16 protein-coding genes are annotated in these 18,644 nt (G+C 63.4%); 10 read left to right on the top strand and 6 right to left on the bottom strand.

The window, feature by feature from the left end; all coding sequences use genetic code 11:
- Positions 1-124: 124 nt before the first annotated feature.
- The 5 genes from CATRI_RS09865 to benA form a co-directional block, all read right to left on the bottom strand.
- Positions 125-2,737, bottom strand: coding sequence for a helix-turn-helix transcriptional regulator (locus tag CATRI_RS09865; protein ID WP_290217116.1), 2,613 nt, complete (start codon positions 2,735-2,737; stop codon positions 125-127).
- 75 nt (positions 2,738-2,812) lie between these two features.
- On the bottom strand, positions 2,813-3,619 hold the full coding sequence (locus CATRI_RS09860; RefSeq protein ID WP_290217114.1) for a 1,6-dihydroxycyclohexa-2,4-diene-1-carboxylate dehydrogenase: 807 nt from the start codon (positions 3,617-3,619) through the stop codon (positions 2,813-2,815).
- A complete protein-coding gene (benC, locus tag CATRI_RS09855; RefSeq protein WP_290217111.1) occupies positions 3,616-5,169 on the bottom strand; it encodes a benzoate 1,2-dioxygenase electron transfer component BenC in 1,554 nt (517 codons plus the stop codon). The genes CATRI_RS09860 and benC overlap by 4 nt, the downstream gene beginning before the upstream one ends.
- Before the next feature lie 10 nt (positions 5,170-5,179).
- Entirely contained in the window at positions 5,180-5,677 is a 498-nt protein-coding gene (gene benB / locus CATRI_RS09850; protein WP_290217109.1) for a benzoate 1,2-dioxygenase small subunit, read from the bottom strand.
- Between the two features lie 30 nt (positions 5,678-5,707).
- A complete protein-coding gene (gene benA, locus CATRI_RS09845; protein ID WP_290217107.1) occupies positions 5,708-7,201 on the bottom strand; it encodes a benzoate 1,2-dioxygenase large subunit in 1,494 nt (497 codons plus the stop codon).
- Between the two features lie 623 nt (positions 7,202-7,824).
- On the opposite strand from benA, the gene catA reads away from it, so the two are divergent.
- The 4 genes from catA (at position 7,825) to CATRI_RS09825 (ending at position 11,367) form a co-directional block, all read left to right on the top strand.
- Positions 7,825-8,697 (top strand): catechol 1,2-dioxygenase, encoded by an 873-nt coding sequence (catA, locus tag CATRI_RS09840; protein WP_290217105.1) that lies wholly within the window; start codon positions 7,825-7,827, stop codon positions 8,695-8,697.
- 73 nt (positions 8,698-8,770) lie between these two features.
- Entirely contained in the window at positions 8,771-9,892 is a 1,122-nt protein-coding gene (locus CATRI_RS09835) for a muconate/chloromuconate family cycloisomerase (protein WP_290217104.1), read from the top strand.
- On the top strand, positions 9,889-10,137 hold the full coding sequence (locus CATRI_RS09830; protein WP_290217102.1) for a hypothetical protein: 249 nt from the start codon (positions 9,889-9,891) through the stop codon (positions 10,135-10,137). The genes CATRI_RS09835 and CATRI_RS09830 overlap by 4 nt, the downstream gene beginning before the upstream one ends.
- 300 nt (positions 10,138-10,437) lie before the next feature.
- Entirely contained in the window at positions 10,438-11,367 is a 930-nt protein-coding gene (locus tag CATRI_RS09825) for a hypothetical protein (RefSeq protein ID WP_290217100.1), read from the top strand.
- Here CATRI_RS09825 and CATRI_RS09820 read toward each other — a convergent pair.
- On the bottom strand, positions 11,364-12,098 hold the full coding sequence (locus CATRI_RS09820; RefSeq protein WP_290217098.1) for a GntR family transcriptional regulator: 735 nt from the start codon (positions 12,096-12,098) through the stop codon (positions 11,364-11,366). The genes CATRI_RS09825 and CATRI_RS09820 overlap by 4 nt on opposite strands.
- 216 nt (positions 12,099-12,314) lie before the next feature.
- On the opposite strand from CATRI_RS09820, the gene CATRI_RS09815 reads away from it, so the two are divergent.
- The 6 genes from CATRI_RS09815 (at position 12,315) to CATRI_RS09790 (ending at position 18,633) form a co-directional block, all read left to right on the top strand.
- A complete protein-coding gene (locus CATRI_RS09815) occupies positions 12,315-13,433 on the top strand; it encodes a TIGR03364 family FAD-dependent oxidoreductase (protein WP_290217096.1) in 1,119 nt (372 codons plus the stop codon).
- Positions 13,434-13,549: 116 nt separating this feature from the next.
- Positions 13,550-14,488 (top strand): phosphate/phosphite/phosphonate ABC transporter substrate-binding protein, encoded by a 939-nt coding sequence (locus CATRI_RS09810; protein WP_290217094.1) that lies wholly within the window; start codon positions 13,550-13,552, stop codon positions 14,486-14,488.
- A gap of 58 nt (positions 14,489-14,546) precedes the next feature.
- Positions 14,547-15,314 carry a phosphonate ABC transporter ATP-binding protein gene (gene phnC / locus CATRI_RS09805; protein ID WP_290221096.1) on the top strand — a complete coding sequence of 256 codons (768 nt, stop codon included), beginning with the start codon at positions 14,547-14,549 and terminating at the stop codon, positions 15,312-15,314.
- Positions 15,307-16,950, top strand: a complete 1,644-nt coding sequence (phnE, locus tag CATRI_RS09800) for a phosphonate ABC transporter, permease protein PhnE (protein ID WP_290217092.1) — start codon at positions 15,307-15,309, stop codon at positions 16,948-16,950. The genes phnC and phnE overlap by 8 nt, the downstream gene beginning before the upstream one ends.
- A 19-nt stretch (positions 16,951-16,969) precedes the next feature.
- The gene (locus tag CATRI_RS09795; RefSeq protein WP_290217090.1) at positions 16,970-17,629 is read left to right on the top strand and encodes an HAD-IA family hydrolase; all 660 of its coding nucleotides are present in this window, start codon (positions 16,970-16,972) and stop codon (positions 17,627-17,629) included.
- Complete coding sequence (locus CATRI_RS09790) at positions 17,629-18,633, top strand: zinc-binding dehydrogenase (RefSeq protein ID WP_290217087.1); 1,005 nt, start codon at positions 17,629-17,631, stop codon at positions 18,631-18,633. Before CATRI_RS09795 ends, CATRI_RS09790 begins: the two co-directional genes overlap by 1 nt.
- Positions 18,634-18,644: the final 11 nt, after the last annotated feature.

Below are 18,644 nucleotides of genomic sequence, written 5' to 3'. Positions count from 1 at the left end.
ACCGTGAGTCGGGCGACTTCGAGGCTGGTTGCCCTGCATTTTTGGGGTTCGTGGTGACGGTAGCGCCGGAACTGGCCGTCGAGAGTCCTTAGGTCACCACGAACCCCAAAAGACCAAGCGCGACCTAGAGCTCGTCGAGGACGCGCGGCAGCTCGGTACGGGTGCGCACGCCGAGCTTTCGGTATACGCGGGTGAGGTGGTACTCGACGGTTTTGGCGGAGAGGAAGAGCTCGCGGGCGACTTCGCGGTTGGTGGCGCCGTCGGCGACCATTTTGGCGATTTCTTCTTCTTGGGGGGTGAGGCCACCGGCGCCGGTCGTGCGGGTACCTAGGCCACCGGCGCGGCGTTCGCGGTTGCAGCGCTCGACGAATTCGGTGGCGCCCATTGCGGCGAAGACTTCTCCGGCGCGGGCGAAGATTTCGTCGGCTTGGCGTCGGCGACCGAGTCGGCGGAGGACTCGGCCGTATTCGTAGAGGATGCGGGATTGGTAGGAGGGCATGGCGAGTGAGTCGATGAGTTCGACGGCTTCTTCGAAGCGCCGGATGCCGCCGTCGATGTCGCCGCGGGCCATGAGGATGCCGGCGCGGGGGACGGCGAGTTTGGCGGTGAGGGAGGTGATGCCGGAGGAGGCGGCCTTTTCTTCGGCGGCGGTGACGATGGCGTCCGCTTCGTCGATGCGGCCGGCGAGGACGAGTTGTTGGCCCCAAACGTCTTCCCAGGGCCAGAAGCCGGGGTGGCTGGTATCGGTTTCGCGGCCGATGTTGACGAGGGTTTCGCCGGCGCGGTTGACTCCGGCGTTGTCGCCTTCGATGGAGGCGATGAGCATGCGGCACATGGCTGAGGGGATGCGTTGGATGACGAAGGTGTCGTGGCTGAAGGTGAGGCGGTTGACGTAGGAGCGGGCGAGTTCGCGGTCGCCTCGGAAGGCGGCGATGGAGGCGCCGGTCCAGAGGAGGAGTGGTTCGAGGAATTTGATACCGAAGCGTTCGGCGCGGGCGAGGCCGCGTTCGACGACGCGTTCTGCTTCGCGGTATTCGCCGAGGAGGAAGAGGGTGCGGGCGAGCCAGCCGTCCATCCATAGGGAGATGCGTTCGGAGCCTTCGCCTCCGGAGTTGAATTGGAGGTATTGGCGGGCGGAGACGGGGTCGTCGTGGACGAGGGAGATCCAGCCGGCGGCCATGTTGCGGCGTTGGGCTTGGGTGGGGGTTTCTCCGGGGAGGGGAACGTCGGGTGGGATGGTGCGGGTGAGGGCGCTCGTGCCGATCATGGCGATGTATTGCGCTTCGATGCGCATGGGGGAGCCTTCGGGGGCCCAGTCGTCGGTGATGGCTGCCCAGTCGACGACTTTTTGGGGTTCCCAGTTGGCGAGGTGGATGAGGACTTTGCGGGAGGCGACGCGGGTGCGCATGGCGGCGTCTGTGGAGCGCGTTTCTTCGAGGGTGTCCCAAGCGCGGTCAATGAGGCTGGTGGATTCGGAGCGACGTCCTTCGTGGAGGGCAAGGTAGGCGCGCATGGAATCGACTTTGACGTCGCGGGAGACGCGGGAGAGGGCACCGGCGTGGAGGCGGGCGCGGGGGATGTCGGCGGCGGCGATGAGTGATTCGATGGAGTTGAGGTGTTGGTCGTGGGAGACGTCGGGGGCAGAGGCGACTCTGGAGGCGAGGGAGAATAGTTCGGCGGCGCTGAGCCATTCGCCGGCGGCGGCGAGTTGTTCGGCGCGTTCGGATAGTTGCTGGCCTACGCCTTCGTTGCTGCCTTCGGTGCCTAGTGCTTCGTGAATGAGGGCGGCGTCGAGGTTGTTGGCTGCGTGGTGGTAGCGGGCGGCACGGCGGTGGAGGCGGGTCACCTCGGCGGGGCCGGTGGTGGCACGGATGACGGCGCGGTCGGTGGGGTGGACGAATTGGACGATGGACGTGCCGGTGTTGGGGACGATTTCGAGGAGATTGTTGTTGACGGCGGCGTCGAGAAGCGATCCGTTGAGGTCGTCGGCGAGGAAGCGGATGAAGTCGGGTTGTCCGCGGCCGGTGCCGGGGAGGATGGCGACGGCGCGAAGCACCGCATCGATCGACAGGTTGCGGGTGCGGCGGTCGAGTGCGGCACGCCAGGGGGCGGGGATGGGGATTTGGGGGTTGGACAGGCGCCAGTGGTCGGCGGGGGCGGCTTGGAGAACTTCGCGGATGCGGCCGGGGCGTCCGCCGGTGATGTCGCGGAGTTCGGAGGCGGTGAGGGGGGAGAGGTGGGCGCCGACGACGGAGAGGGCGAGGGCAGCGACGTCCCCGACGTCGAGTGGGGGGATCATGACGGATTGGTCGGCGAGCTCGCGGAGTTGGGCCATGGGCAGGTCGGCGCTGCCGTCTGCGGCGTCGGAGGCGGTCATGATGAGGGCGAGGCGCCCGCGCTGGAGGCGGCGGGTGGTGGAGATGAGTTCCTGGAGGGAGGCGGCGTCGGCCCAGTGGGCGTCGTCGATGACGATGGCGGTGGCGGCTCCTTCCTGATCGACCAGGTCAAGCAAGCTGTCGGAGCCGCCACCTCGGGCAATGATGTGCCGAACCAGCGCGCCGGAATCGCCTGCCTGCCAGGACAGGGCAGAGACGCGGATTCCGGCCCAGCCTGGCAGGGAGCGGCCGATTTCGCGGACCAGCGAGGATTTACCGGAACCGGCGGGCCCGGTGAGCATGAAGATGAGGCCGCCGCCGGATTCCAGTTCGGTGACCTCGTCGATCATCGAGCGAAGCATGGGCGCGGTTGTCGCTTGGCTCCCTAAGTTGTGGGTGGTGAACACGGTACCCACGCTAACACCCTCCTGTGGTGATCATCCCTGGTCGCCACCGGCTACTGGCAGAATCGTGCCGGTGATGTAACTTGCTTCCCGTGAGGCGAGGAAGACGATGGGGGCGGCTTGTTCGGCGAGGGTGCCGTAGCGTTTGAACAGGGAGGATTCGATCGTCTGGTCGACGATTTCCTGGTACCACTGTTTGCTTTGCTCGTCCTCCGGGAGGGGTCCGCGCTGGACTTTTCGTGCTGGGGCCAAGGTGCCGCCGGGGGCGGTGCCGACGACCCGGATGCCCTTGTCAGCGGCTTCGAGGGCCAACGCGCTGACCAGGGCGTTGACGCCGCCTTTGGCGGCCGCGTAGGGGACGCGGTTGACGCCTCGGGTGGCCACGCTGGAGATGTTGACGATGGTGCCGGGGACGGGGGCGTCGATAAGCGCTGGTAGTTCGGCCCGCACTGACCACAAAGTGGTGAACAGGGAGCGGCGGATCTCCCTCTCAATTTCCTCGGGGGTGTAGTGCTCGAAGGGCTTGGCCCAGATCGTGCCGCCGACGTTGTTGATGGCAGTGTCGATGGAACCGAGCTTCTCGACGCCCGCGTCGACCATCGCCGCAGCTCCCTCCCAGGTCTCCAGGTCCGCTACCGCGGACCCGACGATGCCGTCGGTCACCTCCGCCAGCTCGGCGGCGACGTCGTGGACGAGCTCGGAACGATCGACGAGGAAGAGCGAACCATTCTCGTGGGCGATGCGGTGGGCGACGGCCTGGCCGATGCCCTGCGCAGCGCCGGTGATGAGGACGTTCTGCCCCTGAAAGCGATTCGGGGTGATGAACTCGGGGGCACTCATGATGTCTCGATCGCTTTGTGCATGGTGGAAATGGCGTGATGGTTGTGGCTGACCAGCAGCTCACGGACCCGGAGCATGTCCTTGGCCTCGATGGCGTCGATGATGTCGAGGTGTTCCTGCGCGATGCCGGGTTCGATGAAATCGGCGTCGGCCAAGGCCTCGTCCATCGCCGCGACGGTGTTGAGGTTGGTGTAGGACTGGAGCATCGCGTCGTTGCCGGCGCGGCCGAAGAGGAAGCGGTGATAGTCGTTGTTGGCCGCGATGTAGGCGGCGGAGTCGGTGATCCGATCGCCGTCGATGAAGGAATTGGCGCGCTCGGCCAGCTGGCGGAACTCCGCGAAGTCTTCCTCGTCGAGCAGGTTGATCACGAGCTCGATGACGCCGAGTTCGAGGGCCAGTCGGGCGTTGAATTGGGACTCGGAATCCGCCTTGGCGCGGTGGATCTCGCCGGTCTCAATCCCCGGCGCTGAGACGGATACCGATTCGAAGCCATCCTTCTCGCTGCGGGTGACCTCCGAGGTGGGGGCACTGGGAGTTCCGGCGGCGGAGCTGAACTTCTCGTAGTAGAAGCTGCCCGGCGGGTTGGGTTGGTCATTGAGGAAGGTGCGCACGGCCTCGACCATGGGCGGAGGGCCGCACAGGTAGACATCGGCTTCGCCGTCGTGGAGGTGCTCCTCGTCGGTCATGTGCTGCGTGACGTAGCCCTTGCGCTCGTTGTTCGACTCCGGGTCGGAGACGACGGTGAAGTAGTCAAAGTCGGGGAGGCGATCGCGGAAGGCGTCGAGCTTGTCCAATTCGACGAGGTCGTGGTCGAAGGTGGCGCCGTAGATGAGCCGCACGGGGACGTCGAGAAGCTCGTCCTCGGTGAGTTTTTCCAGGATGGACATGACCGGGGCCAGTCCGGTGCCGCCGGCGAGCAGGAGAATCGGGTTGACCGGCTCGCGCAGGAAGAAGGAGCCCATCGGGCCGGTGAGGTTGAGTGTGTCGCCGACCCGCGAGGTATCGGTGAGGTATTCACTCATCATGCCGCCCCGGGTTAGCTTGACCAAGAAGGTGACGATGTCCTCCGACGGCCCCGAAGAAAACGAGTAGGAGCGGTGCCAATCCGCGTTCGGCGGCGCGATGTTCATGTACTGGCCAGGCAGGTACTGCAAGGACTCGCGATCCTCGATCTGCACGGCGAACTTCACCGTGGACTCCGACAACCGCTCCAGCTCCGTGATGGTGCCCACCAGCGTCGATGCCCCGGTCTTGGCCAGCACCGATGTCGTCGCGATCTGCACGACCATGTCCGTGTGCGGCTTGGTCTGGCAGGTGAGGATGTAGCCCTCGGCGGCTTCCTCCTCGGTCAGGGCGTCGTCGATGTACTCGCCCTCGTCGTAGTCGCCGGATTCGCAGAAGGATTTGCACGTTCCGCAGGCGCCGTCGCGGCAATCGAAGGGGATGTTGATGCGGGCCTGGTACGCAGCGTCGGCGAGGGTTTGGTCGTCGTTGCACTCGATGAAACGGGTGATGCCGTCCTCGAAGGCCAGGGCGATCTGGTGGCTCATGGCGGGCTCCTTAGAGTTGGTAAATGTCGACGACGTGGTGAATGAAGTCGTTCTTGAGCACGATCTTCTTCTTGCGGATCTTCAGCTCGGGGCCGCTGGTGTCGATGGTCAGCCACGTCGTCCCGAAGTAGTGGTCCGTCGTCTGGTAGCGGTAGTAGTAGGAAATCCAGTTGTAGCGAACCTCCACCTCTGCTTCTCGACGATCGAGTATCTCCAGGTTGGTGAGATAGTGGCCGGTCCGCGGTTCCGGGATCGATGTCGCAGACGACCGCTCCGTCCGGATGCGGAACACCCGGTCTTCCAGACCGCCCCGGTTGGGGTAGTAGATGAGGGAGATCTCCTTCTTCGGGTCCTGCGTGAGGGTGTCGTCGACGTCCCAGGCGGGCATCCAATAATCGACGTCCTCGTGGTAGCACTCGAGCCACTCTTCGAACTTGCGGTCATCGAGTAGGCGATTCTCGAGGTAGAGGAAGTCCTCGATCTCGGTGCGGGTGATGTCGGTAGACATGTTCTTCGGTTCCTTTTCGGTGTCGGGAGGTTAGGCGCGGGAGCGACGGCGGCGTCGAGAAGCGGGGGCAGCGGAGGATGCTGCTGCCTTGGCGGCAGCGCGACGCTGGGCAAATGCGACGGTGGCGGCGGAAGAATGCTCATCGTCCTGGACGAACTTGTTCTTCGCGGTGTCTTCAGCGTCGACGGCCCGGAGCATGACCTCCTCCCAATAGCCGTGCTGAATGGGGTAGAGGCCCTCGTCCTCCGTGCGAGCGCCGGAGGACAACACGGAGGTGAGCCCGAGCTCGCGAGCCTTGTCATTGAGGCCGGGCACCTGCTGGTGGAGGCCACGAGTCATGTCGTTCCAGGGGAAGGACGTGGCCAGGTAGGTCTTCTGACAGGAGCGGAATTCCTCGAGATCATCCGGGGTTGCCATGCCGGTGGCGTTGAAGAAGTCCTCGTACTGGCGGATGCGGGCCTCGCGCGCCTTATCCGACTCACCCTTCGGAGCGATACACCAAATGGTGACCTCGGTCTGGTCGACGCCCTTCGGCTCGAGGCGGCGGATCTGCGTGGAGAACTGATCCATGATGTAGACGTTGGGGTACAGGCACAGGTTGCGCGAGGCACCGACCATGAAGTTGCCGCGGGCCTCGCCATGCAGCTCCTTCAAGGTGTCCAGGCGATCGTAGAGGGGGCGATCCTCCGGGTTGGCCCAGTCCGTCCACAACAACAGGTGGCCATTGGGGAAGGAGAAGTACCCGCCGCCCTGCTCGCCCCATTTGCCGGCGTCCATCGCCTTGGTCTCATTCTTCGACTCGCCGGTGCTGCGCCTGGAGGTGGTAGCGGCGTAGTTCCAGTGTGTCGAGGAGACGTGGTAGCCGTCCGCGCCGTTCTCGGCCTGCAGCTTCCAGTTGCCGTCGTAGGTGTAGGTCGAGGATCCCTTGAGCACCTCCAGGCCCTCCGGGGACTGGTCAACGAGCATATCGAGGATGACGCGGGCATCGCCCAGGTGCTCCTCCAGCGGAACCACATCGGCGTTGAGGGAAGCGAACAGGAAGCCCCGGTAGGACTCGAACTTCGGGACCCGGCGCAGATTGTGAGACCCTTCCGTGTTGAAATTCTCGGGGTATCCACCGTCCTTCTCATCCTTGACCTTGAGCAGGGTGCCGTCATTGGAGAAGGTCCACCCGTGGAAAGGGCACGTGATGGTCGTGCGATTGTCCACCTTCTTGCGGCACAACATCGCGCCGCGGTGTGAACAGGCGTTGATGAGGCAATTGAGCTCGCCATCCTTGCCGCGCGTGATCACGACCGGCTGGCGGCCGATGTTGGTGGTGAAGTAGTCGCCGACCTCGGGGATCTGCGAATCGTGGGCCAGGAAGAGCCAGTTGCCCTCGAAGATGTACTTCATCTCCAGGTCGAAGAGCTCTTGGTCGGTGAAGACTTCGCGGTTGACTCGGACGATGCCTTCCTCTGGTCGGTTCTCTAGAGCGCGAGTGAGGATCTCGCGGGCGATGCTGGTGGTGGTCATGGCGGTCATGGTGGTCAGCTCCTGTGCTTGGGGACGGTGTGCGAGGATGAGTTGCTGCTCATAGTTGCCGGTTATTCAGGCGGGCGCCCCAGGGGATGCCCTAGGAGTGGTTCAGGGGGTGGCATGCGAGTTCGTCTGCCTTGCCGACGTGATAGGGGAGGTGCTGCGCAAACGGTGTTTTCGGGAGCACTTTGTGGGACCTAGGGGAATTTTGGGGAGTGGTCGGGGTTGCCGGCGCTCGTACCCTGGCCATGTGGCTATTGGTCGGCGAGGCCCTGGACAGGGCGTTTGAGGTGCTTGTGCAGGGGCTTTCGAGGAATGTGGGGGTAAGTTTGGCGCGCTGATCTACCCCCGAAAGGGCGGTTCTTCATGAGGGGGTTACCTAGGCTTTCGCCAGGGTGGGGTGGGCGACTTTTGATAGGTTCGTTCTCTCTGCGGCCCTGACCTGCGGGGATGAAATTAAAGCGGATCGGCGGGGCTCGCGGGGTCGATGCCTGCCGGAAACTTCCCCTTGCCATCGCCCCGTGAAGTGGGACACAGTGGTGACATTCCAGCGATTGCACCACTCTCGCTGGCTTCGTCAACTTCCGCCAGCCATGAAGAAACCCACATCCCGTTAGGAGACACCCCGCATGTCTTTTGAAAACCTTTCCGGAACCGAGGGCGACCCCACCGCCAAGGGCTCCGGCAACGCCGCCACCGACAAGTTCAAGGGGGAGGCCGTCAAGTCGGACACCTCCAAGGACCGCGCCAACGCCATTTACACCGACCTCCTCGCCGCCATCGCTGAGGTCGCCCACAAGCACGAAGTCACCTACGACGAATACCGCGTGCTCAAGAACTGGATGATCCAGGTTGGCGAGTACGGCGAGTGGCCCCTGTGGCTGGACGTCTTCGTCGAGCACGAGATCGAAGAAATCAACTACAACCGCAACGATTACACCGGCACGAAGGGCTCCATTGAGGGCCCCTACTACGTCCCCAACTCCCCGGAGCTGCCGTGGAAGGCCGAGATCCCCATGCGCGAGCAGGACAAGGCCGCGCAGCCGCTCATCTTTAAAGGCCAGGTCACCGATATTTCCGGCAACGGTCTCGGCGGCGCCACCATCGAGCTCTGGCACGCCGACGAGGAGGGCTACTACTCCCAGTTCGCCCCCGGGATCCCCGAGTGGAACCTCCGCGCTACCTTCGTCAGCAATGAGAACGGCGAGTTCGAAATCAAGACCATCCAGCCTGCTCCGTACCAGATCCCGACCGACGGCCCGACCGGCTGGTTCATCGAATCCTACGGTGGCCACCCTTGGCGCCCCGCCCACCTTCACCTGCGTGTGAAGTCCCCGGGCTACCGCGAGATCACCACCCAGCTCTACTTCGAAGGCGGCGATTGGGTGGAGAATGACGTCGCCACCGCCGTGAAGCCGGAGCTCATCCTCACCCCGACCACGGACCCCGAGACCGGCTACAACGTCGTCGTCTACCCCTTCGCTCTGGACAAGGAAGACTAGTCTTTCTCCACTCTTGCCCCACGTCCCCGATAATGGGGCCGTGGGGCATTTCCCATTACTAAAGGAGTTCGCAGTGTCAGATCTGACCATCACCCGGGTTGACACCCGGCTTCTCGACGTCCCCCTCATCCGACCGCACGGATTCGCCACGTACACCGCCACGACGCAGCCCATCTTGCTAGTCTCCGTCGTCCTGGACGGGGGAGTAACCGGCTTCGGAGAAGGCGTCGTCCCAGGTGGAGCCTGGTGGGGCGGCGAAAACGCGGAAACCATGAAGGTGATCATCGACGGCGAGCTGGCCCCCATCATGATTGGCCGCGATGTCAACGACCTCGCTGGCATCATGGCCGACTTCGAACGTTCGGTGGCCAACATGCGCTTTGCCAAGGCTGCCTGCGACATTGCCATGCACGACGCCTGGGCTCGCGCCCTCGGTATCCCCGTCCGTGACCTGCTCGGCGGCCGCGTTCGCGACGACATCGACGTCACCTGGGCCCTCGGAGTTCTCCCGCTCGACGAGGCAGTCGCGGAGGTCGAAGAACGCATCGCCTCCCACGGTCACTCATCATTCAAGCTCAAGATGGGTTCCGGCGACCCTGCGGAAGACACCCGCCGCATCGTCGCACTAGCTCGCGCGCTGGAGGGCCGGGTCGGTTTGCGCATTGACGTCAACGCCCGTTGGGACCGCATCACCTCCCTCAAATACCTGCCCCAGCTTGCCGACGCCGGCCTCGAACTCTTCGAGCAACCCACCCCCGCCCACGATCTCGCCACCCTCCGCGAAATCACCCAACGAATCGGCGTACCCGTCATGGCCGACGAATCCGTCTGTTCCCCAGCCGACGCCCTCGCCGTGGTCCGTGCCGAAGCCGCCGACGTCATCGCCATCAAAACCACCAAACTTGGTGGCCTCCTCGAATCCAAAAAGACCGCCGCGATTGCCGAAGCCGCCGGCCTCGCCTGCCACGGCGCCACCTCCCTCGAAGGCCCCTTCGGTACCGCCGCCTCCCTCCACTTCGCCTGCTCCACCAAAGCCATTTCCTACGGCTCCGAACTCTTCGGCCCCATGCTGCTCAAGGAGTCCTACACCACCGAAGACCTGGTCTACGCCGATGGCAAGGTCACGCTTCCCGACGGCCCCGGCCTGGGACTAGAGCCAGACTGGGACAAAATCAACCACTTCACCCGCTCATGAAGTCCACCTGGCTCATCCGTATCTCCATTGGATTCCCCGCAGGCATCGATCCGGAAGTCCGCGCCGACCGCCTTTCGCGCGTCCGTGATTACGTGCAGTCGTGGCCAACCGCCGCTGTGTGGCAGGTGGTGGGCGGGCTGGATCTGGTCGCGGTTGTCACGGCGGCTGATCCGCAGGTGCTATTGGCTGGTATGCCCGCTGGTTCCTGGCTGGACGTGAGCGTGGAGGCGATGGTGGGTCTATGAGCTGGGCGGTTTCGCTGCACTCCTGCTTCCGACCTGCTTCCGTCCTGCTTCCGGTCGTGAGGAGGGCGTCGCGATCACCCCAATTTTCGCAGATTTCGGGCCATTCGCGTCGCGATCACGCCTGATCCCGACCCCCTCCTTCCGACGCGAGCCTTCCGCTACCTCAAATCCGCCATCCGCCGCAATGGCTACCCGACCCGGATGTGGATAACCTCCGGCGCGATCCGGTGCTGTCCACAGATTCCCTAGCCCCGGCGGCGTCGGCAAGCAGGACGCTGTCGAATCGCCGACACTGGCCGCATGAAGAACTGGCAGCAGGAATTCGGATTGATCAATAAGCGGAACATGGCCATCAGCGACACGGAGTTCTGGGAGTCGCTCGCCTCCTACAAATTCCTCACAGCAGAGGTTGCAATGCCTCGGAGCTCCTACGATGAGCTAGCGCCGTGGGTGAGGCCAACGGTCCAGGCTGCGGCGGTGGGAATGTCGGTGGATACCGCAGTCGTCGCTGGTAGAGCGGCGGCTCGGCTGTGGGGAATCGCGCTCCACAATTGGCGGGACCCGACGGTTGATCTCCTCTATACCGATGACAAACGGCCGGGTGGGCGGTCGACGTGGCCGGCTGGTTGGGTCTATCATTCGGCGCATCTTTCGCCCGATGATGTACGAGAGTTGCGGGGTGTCCGAGTGACGTCGGTGATGCGAACCCTTCGCGATATTGCTTCGTGGAACGGGGAGCTGGAGGGTGTCGTGGCCACGGATTCGGCGAGGGCCAAGTGGTCGGAGCTGACGAAGGCAACGTTAAGGAGGCACATGCTGCCCAGTCCGCGCTTTGCGGGGAAGGCATCGGTGGAGAGGGTAATCGAGCTTTCTGATGAAAAATCTGGGAGCCCGTTGGAATCTCACGCGCGCTTCCTCCTCGTGGAGGCCAATCTTGAGGGTGTGGTATCCATCGAAACCCAGGCCAAGGTGACTGATCCCGCAACTGGGCAGAACTTCCTCCTTGACCTGCTCATCAACAACTGGATCGCAGTGGAGATTGATGGGCAGGTGAAATACGACGGGGTCTCCTTCGGTGCCACCGAGGATGTCATTCGGAGGGAACGGCAGCGGGAGAAGACGATTCAGAACATGGGGTTGGTAATGATCCGGACTAGTAAGCCGGAAGAGGTGGTGGAGCTGGTAGCCCGGGCATTGGCGCGGGTCATGCCGTCGCTGAAGCGGGCTTAGTGGGTGATCATCGATAGGCCGGAGGGGGAGTTGCGGGTGGTGTTGATGGTGAAGGAGGCCAGGCTATGGAGGTAGCGGTCATCGGAGGATTCGATCGGCTGTCCTTCGGTGGTGAAGGCACGTCGGCGCACGCGGAGTAGCGGTGTGCCCTCTTCGACTCCCAGTAAGGCAGCATCTTCGGTGTCTGCGGGCACGGCGTCGATAGTTCTGGTGGCCGTGGCGATGTCGACGCCACTGTCTACGAGGTGCTGGTAGATAGAGCCGGAGTCAGTATCAAAGTTGAGTACCTGCTGGCCGATCCACAGGGGGTAATTGAGCCTCTCAACGAGCGCGGGTACCCCGTCCATCAGTCGTAATCGCAAGACAGAGACGATGGGGGAGTGGTCGGGGGTTTCTAGTTCCGCAGCCAAGTGCGCATCGGCTGGCCTCTTGGTTACCCACTGGGTGCGCTGGCCGGGCTCAATTCCGGAGTTGTGGCACCACTGGCTGAAGGAGAAGACGTTGTCAAAGGACTGGGTGGGTACGGCTTTGAGTACTCGGGATCGGCGGCCCTGACCGGAGGAGATCATTCCTTCGGAGCGGAGGAGCGCCACCGCTTGGCGGACGGTTCCACGGGCGGAGTCGAATTGGCGGCACAGTTCCGATTCGGAGGGGATGGGCTCGCCCGGTTGTAGGTTTCCATCACGGATCGCGCTTCGGAGGTGCGCCGCGATTTCCTCGTATTGCTGCATTCGCGTGGGCCTCCCGCTGGTATGTCGGCCGATTCTCTTATCTGAACAAGAACTCCGCTTTATGGGTGTATGGCTCACACACTAGTCGCATCCGCCGCCCCATGCCTAGGTAGAAGTCAGGCCAGGACGGGAGGGGAATGAACAAAAAGTGAACAGCGGAATAACTTGTCTAGGCAGGTATGGCAGCGGCGCCTATGGATGAGTCAAGATCGGAGCATGACTTTCCCTGATCTTATTGTTGTCGGCGCTGGCATTATCGGGCTCGCCACTGCTTACCAAGCCCACTGCAAGGGCATGTCCGTCCACGTCATTGATAGCGCTGACCGCCCCGTCGGCTCTTCCATTCAGAACTTCGGCCATGCGTGTTTTACGGGCCAAGCGGACCTCGTCCAGGAAGTCGGGCGCAGTGCGCGCGCCGGATGGCTCCATGCCGCAGGTGAGGTCGGATTCTGGGCTGAGCAATCAGGCACCTATATCCCCGCCACCACGGAGCTGGAACTACATGTCCTCCAAGAGTTTGCCCAGCACAGGGGTGAAGAAGAAGTCACGATCCTCAGTCCGAAAGGCGTTGCCCAAGCCATCGGTAGCCCCGACCTGCAAGCCCTGGGCGGTGCCCATCTCCCCCTCGACGTTCGTGTCAATCCCCGTGAGGTAGCGCCAAAGCTGGCGGCCTGGCTGAGTAAGCAGGGCGTTGAATTTACCTGGAACACTCACGTATCCGCCGCCGGGGAGGGGGTCGTCGCCACCAGCCGTGGCGACTTCCGGGCCGCTCAGCTCGTGGTATGCCCAGGATATCGCCTCATGGAGTTGTTTCCTGGGCTGGCGGAGTCCCACGAGGTACGCGTCTGCACTCTGGCCATGAGTCTCATTGAGCGGCCGAGCCGCATTCCGCAGGGTCTGGGCATGCTCACTGGCACGTCGTTGGCGCGCTATGACGGTTTTGCTGCCATGCCCAGCGTGCCGGCATTGAAGGCTGAGTTGGGGCGCCGGGAACCGGAGCTGGTCAGCTGCATTGCCAATCTCATGGTGACAGGTATTGATCAGGGGCTCCTCGTTGGTGATTCCCACGCCTACAGCTTGAGTCCTGAACCGTTCATTGATGAAGATGTGGCGCAGTTGCTGCTCGATAAGGCGAGTGCCCTATTGGGGCTCGAGCGTCCGAAGGTGAAGCAGCGCTGGCTTGGTCGCTATGCCGACAGTCCCGCCACCAATCTGGTGCTTGAGCGGCCGGACCCCCGTACCACCGTCGCGGTGGTGACCTCGGGCATTGGCATGACCTTGTCTTTTGGTATCGCGGAGCTCGTCCTGGAGGGCGGCAATGTGGAGGGCTTCTAACCGGTTGGCGTACGCAAGGTTTCTTGTACATGAACTTTTCCGGCTCGACTAGACAAGTTATCCATCCGGCCCCAAAATGAGGTCAAAGCACCGAAAACCCTCAGAAAGGCCCTCCCATGACCACCACCCTCTTGCGCAGCGGCAGAATCTCCGCAGCCGCGGCAGCAGCCCTCTCCGCATCCATCCTGACGGCATGCAACACAAGCAACGCTGAGGACACCACCCTCACCTTCGCCGCCGTTCCGGCAGAGTCCTCAGCCAGCCTAGAACAATCCTTCGGCAATATCACCGCGCTCATTGAGCAGGAGACGGGCGCGAAGGTGAAGTTTCAGAACGCATCTGACTACGCCGCGGTCATCGAGGGGATGCGCGCCGGGCAGGTGGACATTGCGTCCTTCGGGCCGTTTTCTTATGTCATCGCCAAGGATTCGGGCGTGAACCTGGAACCGATTGTTGCCCCGACCAATGATCCCAATGAGCCGCCCGCTTACACTTCCCTCGCCTACGTGAAGGCCGACTCGGACATTCAGTCCATTGACGATCTCAGGGGCAAGACCGTGTGTTTTGTCGATCAGGCTTCTACGTCCGGCTACCTCGTGCCCATGAAGGGCCTCAAAGATGAGGGCATTGACCTCAGCACTGATCTCACGTCGGTGTTGGCCGGCGGCCATGACGCGTCGCTGTTGTCACTGGAGTCAGGCAATTGTGATGCGGCTTTTGCACACGATGCCATGCTCACCACGCTTACCAACTCCGGCCAAGTCGCAGCCGGGGAGCTAAGAGCGGTGTGGGAGTCGGACCCGATTACGGAGGATCCGATCGCTATCAACCGCGACACCGTCAACGAAGAGCTGGCCACCAAGATCGTCGAGGTCTTGCGGGATAAGGCGAACAAGAAGGACCTGGTGGCGGCGGGAATCTGCGCATCCGAGGAGGAGTGCGGGCTGCCGGAGGAGACGGAGTATGGCTACGTTCCGGTCTCTGATGCCGATTTCAATCCGATTCGTGAGATCTGCGTGGCCACGGATGCTCCTGCCTGCAAGAACGTGGGTTAGCGCCGTGAATTCACTCTCCGCGATCCAGCGCGAAGTTGACTCCATCTATGCCGTGCAAATGGATAACGTGACCAAGGATTTCGGCGGTGGAGTCAAGGGTTTGGACGATGTGACCCTTGGTTTCCGGACTGGTGCCATCACGGTGTTGTTGGGTTTGTCGGGTTCGGGCAAGTCCACTCTCCTTCGCCATATCAATCGCCTGCATACACCGACGTCTGGCCACATTCGCGTCCTTGGCCAGGAGGTTAATAGCCTCAAATCCCCAGGCCTAAGGGAGTTGAGGCGCGATGTGGGCGTCATTTTCCAGCATTTCAATCTGGTGGGTCCGATGTCGGTGTTGGAGAATGTGTGCACTGGCCGTTTGGGTTCTTTGCCGGGTCCACGCTTGAGCTTGATGATGTACCCGAAACGCGTGCGTCGAGAAGCTTTGGAAAAGCTGGATCGAGTCGGCCTGGCCGATCGCGCCTACCAGCGGGCGGATACGTTGTCGGGCGGGCAGCAGCAGCGGGTCGCGATTGCGCGCGCCCTCATGCAAAATCCCAAGATTTTGCTTGCCGACGAACCCGTTGCCTCCCTCGATCCGGTTTCCTCCCTGGAGATCATTACGTTGCTGCAGCAAATATCGGCTGAGGACAATCTCACGGTCATTGCGTCGCTGCATCAGGTGCAGCTGGCGATCGATTTCGCTGATCGCATCATTGGGTTGCGTAGCGGCCGGGTCGTGCTGGATCAGCCGACGACGGGGCTAAGCGCAGAGGAGGCATCTCGGATCTACTCCAGCGTGGCGGGTCTCGGCAAGGAGTCAGTGGAGGTGGGGAGTGACTAGCCTCGCCACTCGGACGCGTCCCGCCTCACTTGCTGCCACATTCGTGCTGTTGGCCCTCGTCAGCGCCGGAGCCTGGTCTATCCATTCCCTCGGAATCAGCTTTGCGACGATCGCGGATTCCCTCAGCAATGCGATCAGCTTCAGCAAGCGGATGTTCCCCCTCGATTTCCCGCCGCTGGGGGAGACGCTGTCCCTGGTCGCAGAAACCCTTGCCATCGTTTTTCTGGCCACCGCCCTGTCCGTCGCGCTGTCGATCCCCGTGGCACTCGCCGCCGCTCGGCCCACGACCCGCGGCCGCACGTCTCAGGCTGTCGCGCGTACCCTCATCGTCTTGGCCCGCGCCATCCCGGACCTTGTGTTGGCCATCGTCTTCCTCCGCATGTTCGGCCTCGGCGCCACGGCAGGCATCCTGGCGATGGGCATTCATTCGGTGGGGATGATCGCCAAGCTCTACGCCGATGCCATCGAAGAGCTTGACGACGGCCCCCGCGAGTCACTCGAGTCCGCCGGCGCGACGCGCCAGCAGCAAATCATGTCGGCCATCACGCAGGCCCTCACTCCACAAATGATCGCCACTGGATTGCACCGTTTTGACATCAACCTGCGCACCTCAGTGTTGCTCGGTTACGTCGGGGTGGGCGGTATCGGCCTGGCCATTTCCGACTCTCTGCGCGTTCTTGATTACCAGCGGGGCATGGCCCTCGCGCTCATTGTCCTGGGCTTGTGCATTGTCATCGAGTTGCTGTCCGGGGCGATCCGCGCCGCGATCATGAACAAGTCCGGTGGCGCGGTCGTCGGCGGTACCTGGGTCGATCGGATGCTCAACCGAGGCCGGGTGACTGGCAGCAACGACGTCACGCTCACCCCGCCGTGGAGCACTGAACGCCTCCGCCGCTTCGGGGCCATCGCCCTCATCGGCGCCCTGGCGGTGCTGTCGCTGGCCCGCGTCGATGTCACCTGGTCGACACTGTGGTCCGGGCTGCTTAACCTGCCGCAAACCCTGGCGTTGTTCTTCCCGCCGTCGGCCGGGGGAGTCTGGGGCACAATCCTGGAAGAGCTGATGGTGACCGTGCAGATCGCACTTGCGGCGACCCTCCTAGGCGCCATCCTCGCTCTGCCCATTGGCGTGCTCGCCGCCCGAAACGTCGTGGCCAACCGCTATGTGCACAGCGTTTTCCGAGTCTTCATCGTCATCATCCGCGGCATCCCCGAGCTCATCCTGGCCATCATCTTCGTCGTCATCACCGGCCTCGGCGGTGTGGCAGGCACCCTGGCCTTGGCAGTGGGCGCCGTTGGGCTGTTGTCCAAGCTGGTGGCCGACTCCCTTGAGGAGACCGACGTCGACGTGCAGGATGCGCTGCGTACCGCCGGGGCCACCGAGGCGCAGATCTTCTTTTCCGCCACGCTGCGCCAGGCGGCCCCCTCATTTGTCGCGCACACGATGTACCTGCTGGATACGAACATCCGCTCCGCGACGTTGCTCGGCGTGGTCGGCGCCGGCGGAGTGGGCTTCCTCCTGCTCAACGCCTCCCGAATCAACCAATTCGATGTGGTGACCATGATTTTGCTGCTCATGGTCGGCGTCGTCCTCATCGTTGAAGCGCTGTCCATGTGGCTGCGCACCACTGTCCGCTAACAATTCCCCAGGAGTTCCCTTGATCACCACCGCCATTTTCGACATGGCCCACACCACTATCGACGACCGCGATGAGGTGTACCGAGTCCTGCGCGAAGCCACCGAAACGCGCGGTGCCAGGTACACCGACGAGCAGTTCCGGAAGTACATGGGAACGGAGAAGAAGTGGGCGATCGCCCAGCTCCTGCAGGTAGGCGGCATCGAGCCCACCGATGAACTCGTCGAGGAATCCTGGGAGTGGTTTATGGCGGAGCTGCGCCGCACCTACACCGAAAATCCTCCGGTCGCGCTGCCCGGGGTTGAGGACATGTTCGCCACCCTGCGCGCTCGCGGCATCCGCATCGGGCTGACCACCGGATTTAGTCGCGAGATCGTCGACCTCATCCTCGGGACCATGACTCTCGACGTCGATGCCACCGCCGCAGGCGACGAAGTGGAGGCCGGCCGCCCGGAGCCCTTCCTCATTGGCAAGGTCATGGCCGACCTGGGAGTGACTGACCCCACCGAAGTCATCAGCCTTGGCGACACCTCCGCCGACATCGTTTCCGCCCAACGAGCTAGCGTGACGTCCGTCGGGGTGCTCACCGGCCACCTAGACCGCGAGGACTTCGCCGAGCTCAACGCCGATCACGTCCTGGCCTCCGCCGCCGACCTGCCGCACCTTCTGGAAGAAATCTAATGCACGCCCGAGCCCAGGTATGGGAGGGCGGCCAGACGTTCAGCTTGGTAGACATCCCACTGCCCGAGCCCGGACCAGGCGACGTGCTCGTGCGAGTGACCACCGCAACGATCTGCGGATCGGACCGACATACAGTGTCAGGGCGTCGACAAGCAGCATGCCCATCCGTCCTCGGGCATGAAGGCGTCGGCATCGTCGTGGACAGCCGCCGCGCCGGTTTCGAGCGTGGCGAGCGAGTCGTTTTCGCCGTCACCGCCTCGTGCGGCGCATGCCGCAACTGCACGCGCGGGCTGAGCGCCAAATGCGCGCACGTGCTCAAAGTCGGCCACGAATCACTCAACGGAGAATGGCCTCTGTCCGGCACCTACGCCACCCACATCCTCCTGCGCGCCGGGCAGGCCATCGAGCGCGTTCCCGATTCGCTTTCCGACGCCGTCGCTTCCACCGCCGGCTGCGCCGTCGCCACCGTCGTGGCGGTCCTCGAGAAGGCCGGCGATCTACAGGGCCGAACGGTGCTGGTCACCGGCATTGGCATGCTCGGCACCATCGCGTTGGTGGCGGCGCGCGCCAGGGGAGCGGAGCGGATCATCGCCTCGGACTGCCGAATCGCCGAAAGGGACTACCTCCGTGAGCTTGCCGACGACCTCGTTGCCCCCGGTACCCAGCACCTCGTTGACGTCGCCCTCGAATTCTCCGGCGCCGCCTCCGCAGCGGAGGAATGCGTCAACTCCCTCGACATCGGCGGCACCGCGGTCCTCGCCGGTACCGTCGCCCCCGTCCCCAGCATCGCCCTCGACCCAGAATGGCTCGTGCGAGGCTGGCGCACGGTCACCGGAGTGCACAACTACGAGCCGCGCCATCTGGCAGAGGCTCTGGACTTCTTGGACTCCTGTGGCGATGTGCTGCCGTGGGACCAGATCCTCGGCGGGCCGATCACGCTGGAGGAATTGCCTGCGGCTTTCGCCGATGGTTCGGGTGCGGCGCGTGTGGTTGTGCAGATGTAGCCCGGCGGGAA

The organism is Corynebacterium atrinae (assembly GCF_030408455.1).
GTDB lineage: Bacteria > Actinomycetota > Actinomycetes > Mycobacteriales > Mycobacteriaceae > Corynebacterium > Corynebacterium atrinae.
This window is presented reverse-complemented; position numbering and strand designations above follow the sequence as displayed.

Coding starts and splice junctions, on each gene's coding strand:
- CATRI_RS09860 (WP_290217114.1), bottom strand. CDS start 3,619: ATGAGTGCCCCCGAGTTCATCACCCCGAATCGCTTTCAGGGGCAGAAC.
- benC (WP_290217111.1), bottom strand. CDS start 5,169: ATGAGCCACCAGATCGCCCTGGCCTTCGAGGACGGCATCACCCGTTTC.
- catA (WP_290217105.1), top strand. CDS start 7,825: ATGTCTTTTGAAAACCTTTCCGGAACCGAGGGCGACCCCACCGCCAAG.
- phnC (WP_290221096.1), top strand. CDS start 14,547: ATGGATAACGTGACCAAGGATTTCGGCGGTGGAGTCAAGGGTTTGGAC.
- CATRI_RS09825 (WP_290217100.1), top strand. CDS start 10,438: ATGAAGAACTGGCAGCAGGAATTCGGATTGATCAATAAGCGGAACATG.
- CATRI_RS09810 (WP_290217094.1), top strand. CDS start 13,550: ATGACCACCACCCTCTTGCGCAGCGGCAGAATCTCCGCAGCCGCGGCA.
- CATRI_RS09815 (WP_290217096.1), top strand. CDS start 12,315: ATGACTTTCCCTGATCTTATTGTTGTCGGCGCTGGCATTATCGGGCTC.
- CATRI_RS09865 (WP_290217116.1), bottom strand. CDS start 2,737: ATGCTTCGCTCGATGATCGACGAGGTCACCGAACTGGAATCCGGCGGC.
- CATRI_RS09830 (WP_290217102.1), top strand. CDS start 9,889: ATGAAGTCCACCTGGCTCATCCGTATCTCCATTGGATTCCCCGCAGGC.
- CATRI_RS09820 (WP_290217098.1), bottom strand. CDS start 12,098: ATGCAGCAATACGAGGAAATCGCGGCGCACCTCCGAAGCGCGATCCGT.
- benB (WP_290217109.1), bottom strand. CDS start 5,677: ATGTCTACCGACATCACCCGCACCGAGATCGAGGACTTCCTCTACCTC.
- CATRI_RS09790 (WP_290217087.1), top strand. CDS start 17,629: ATGCACGCCCGAGCCCAGGTATGGGAGGGCGGCCAGACGTTCAGCTTG.
- benA (WP_290217107.1), bottom strand. CDS start 7,201: ATGACCGCCATGACCACCACCAGCATCGCCCGCGAGATCCTCACTCGC.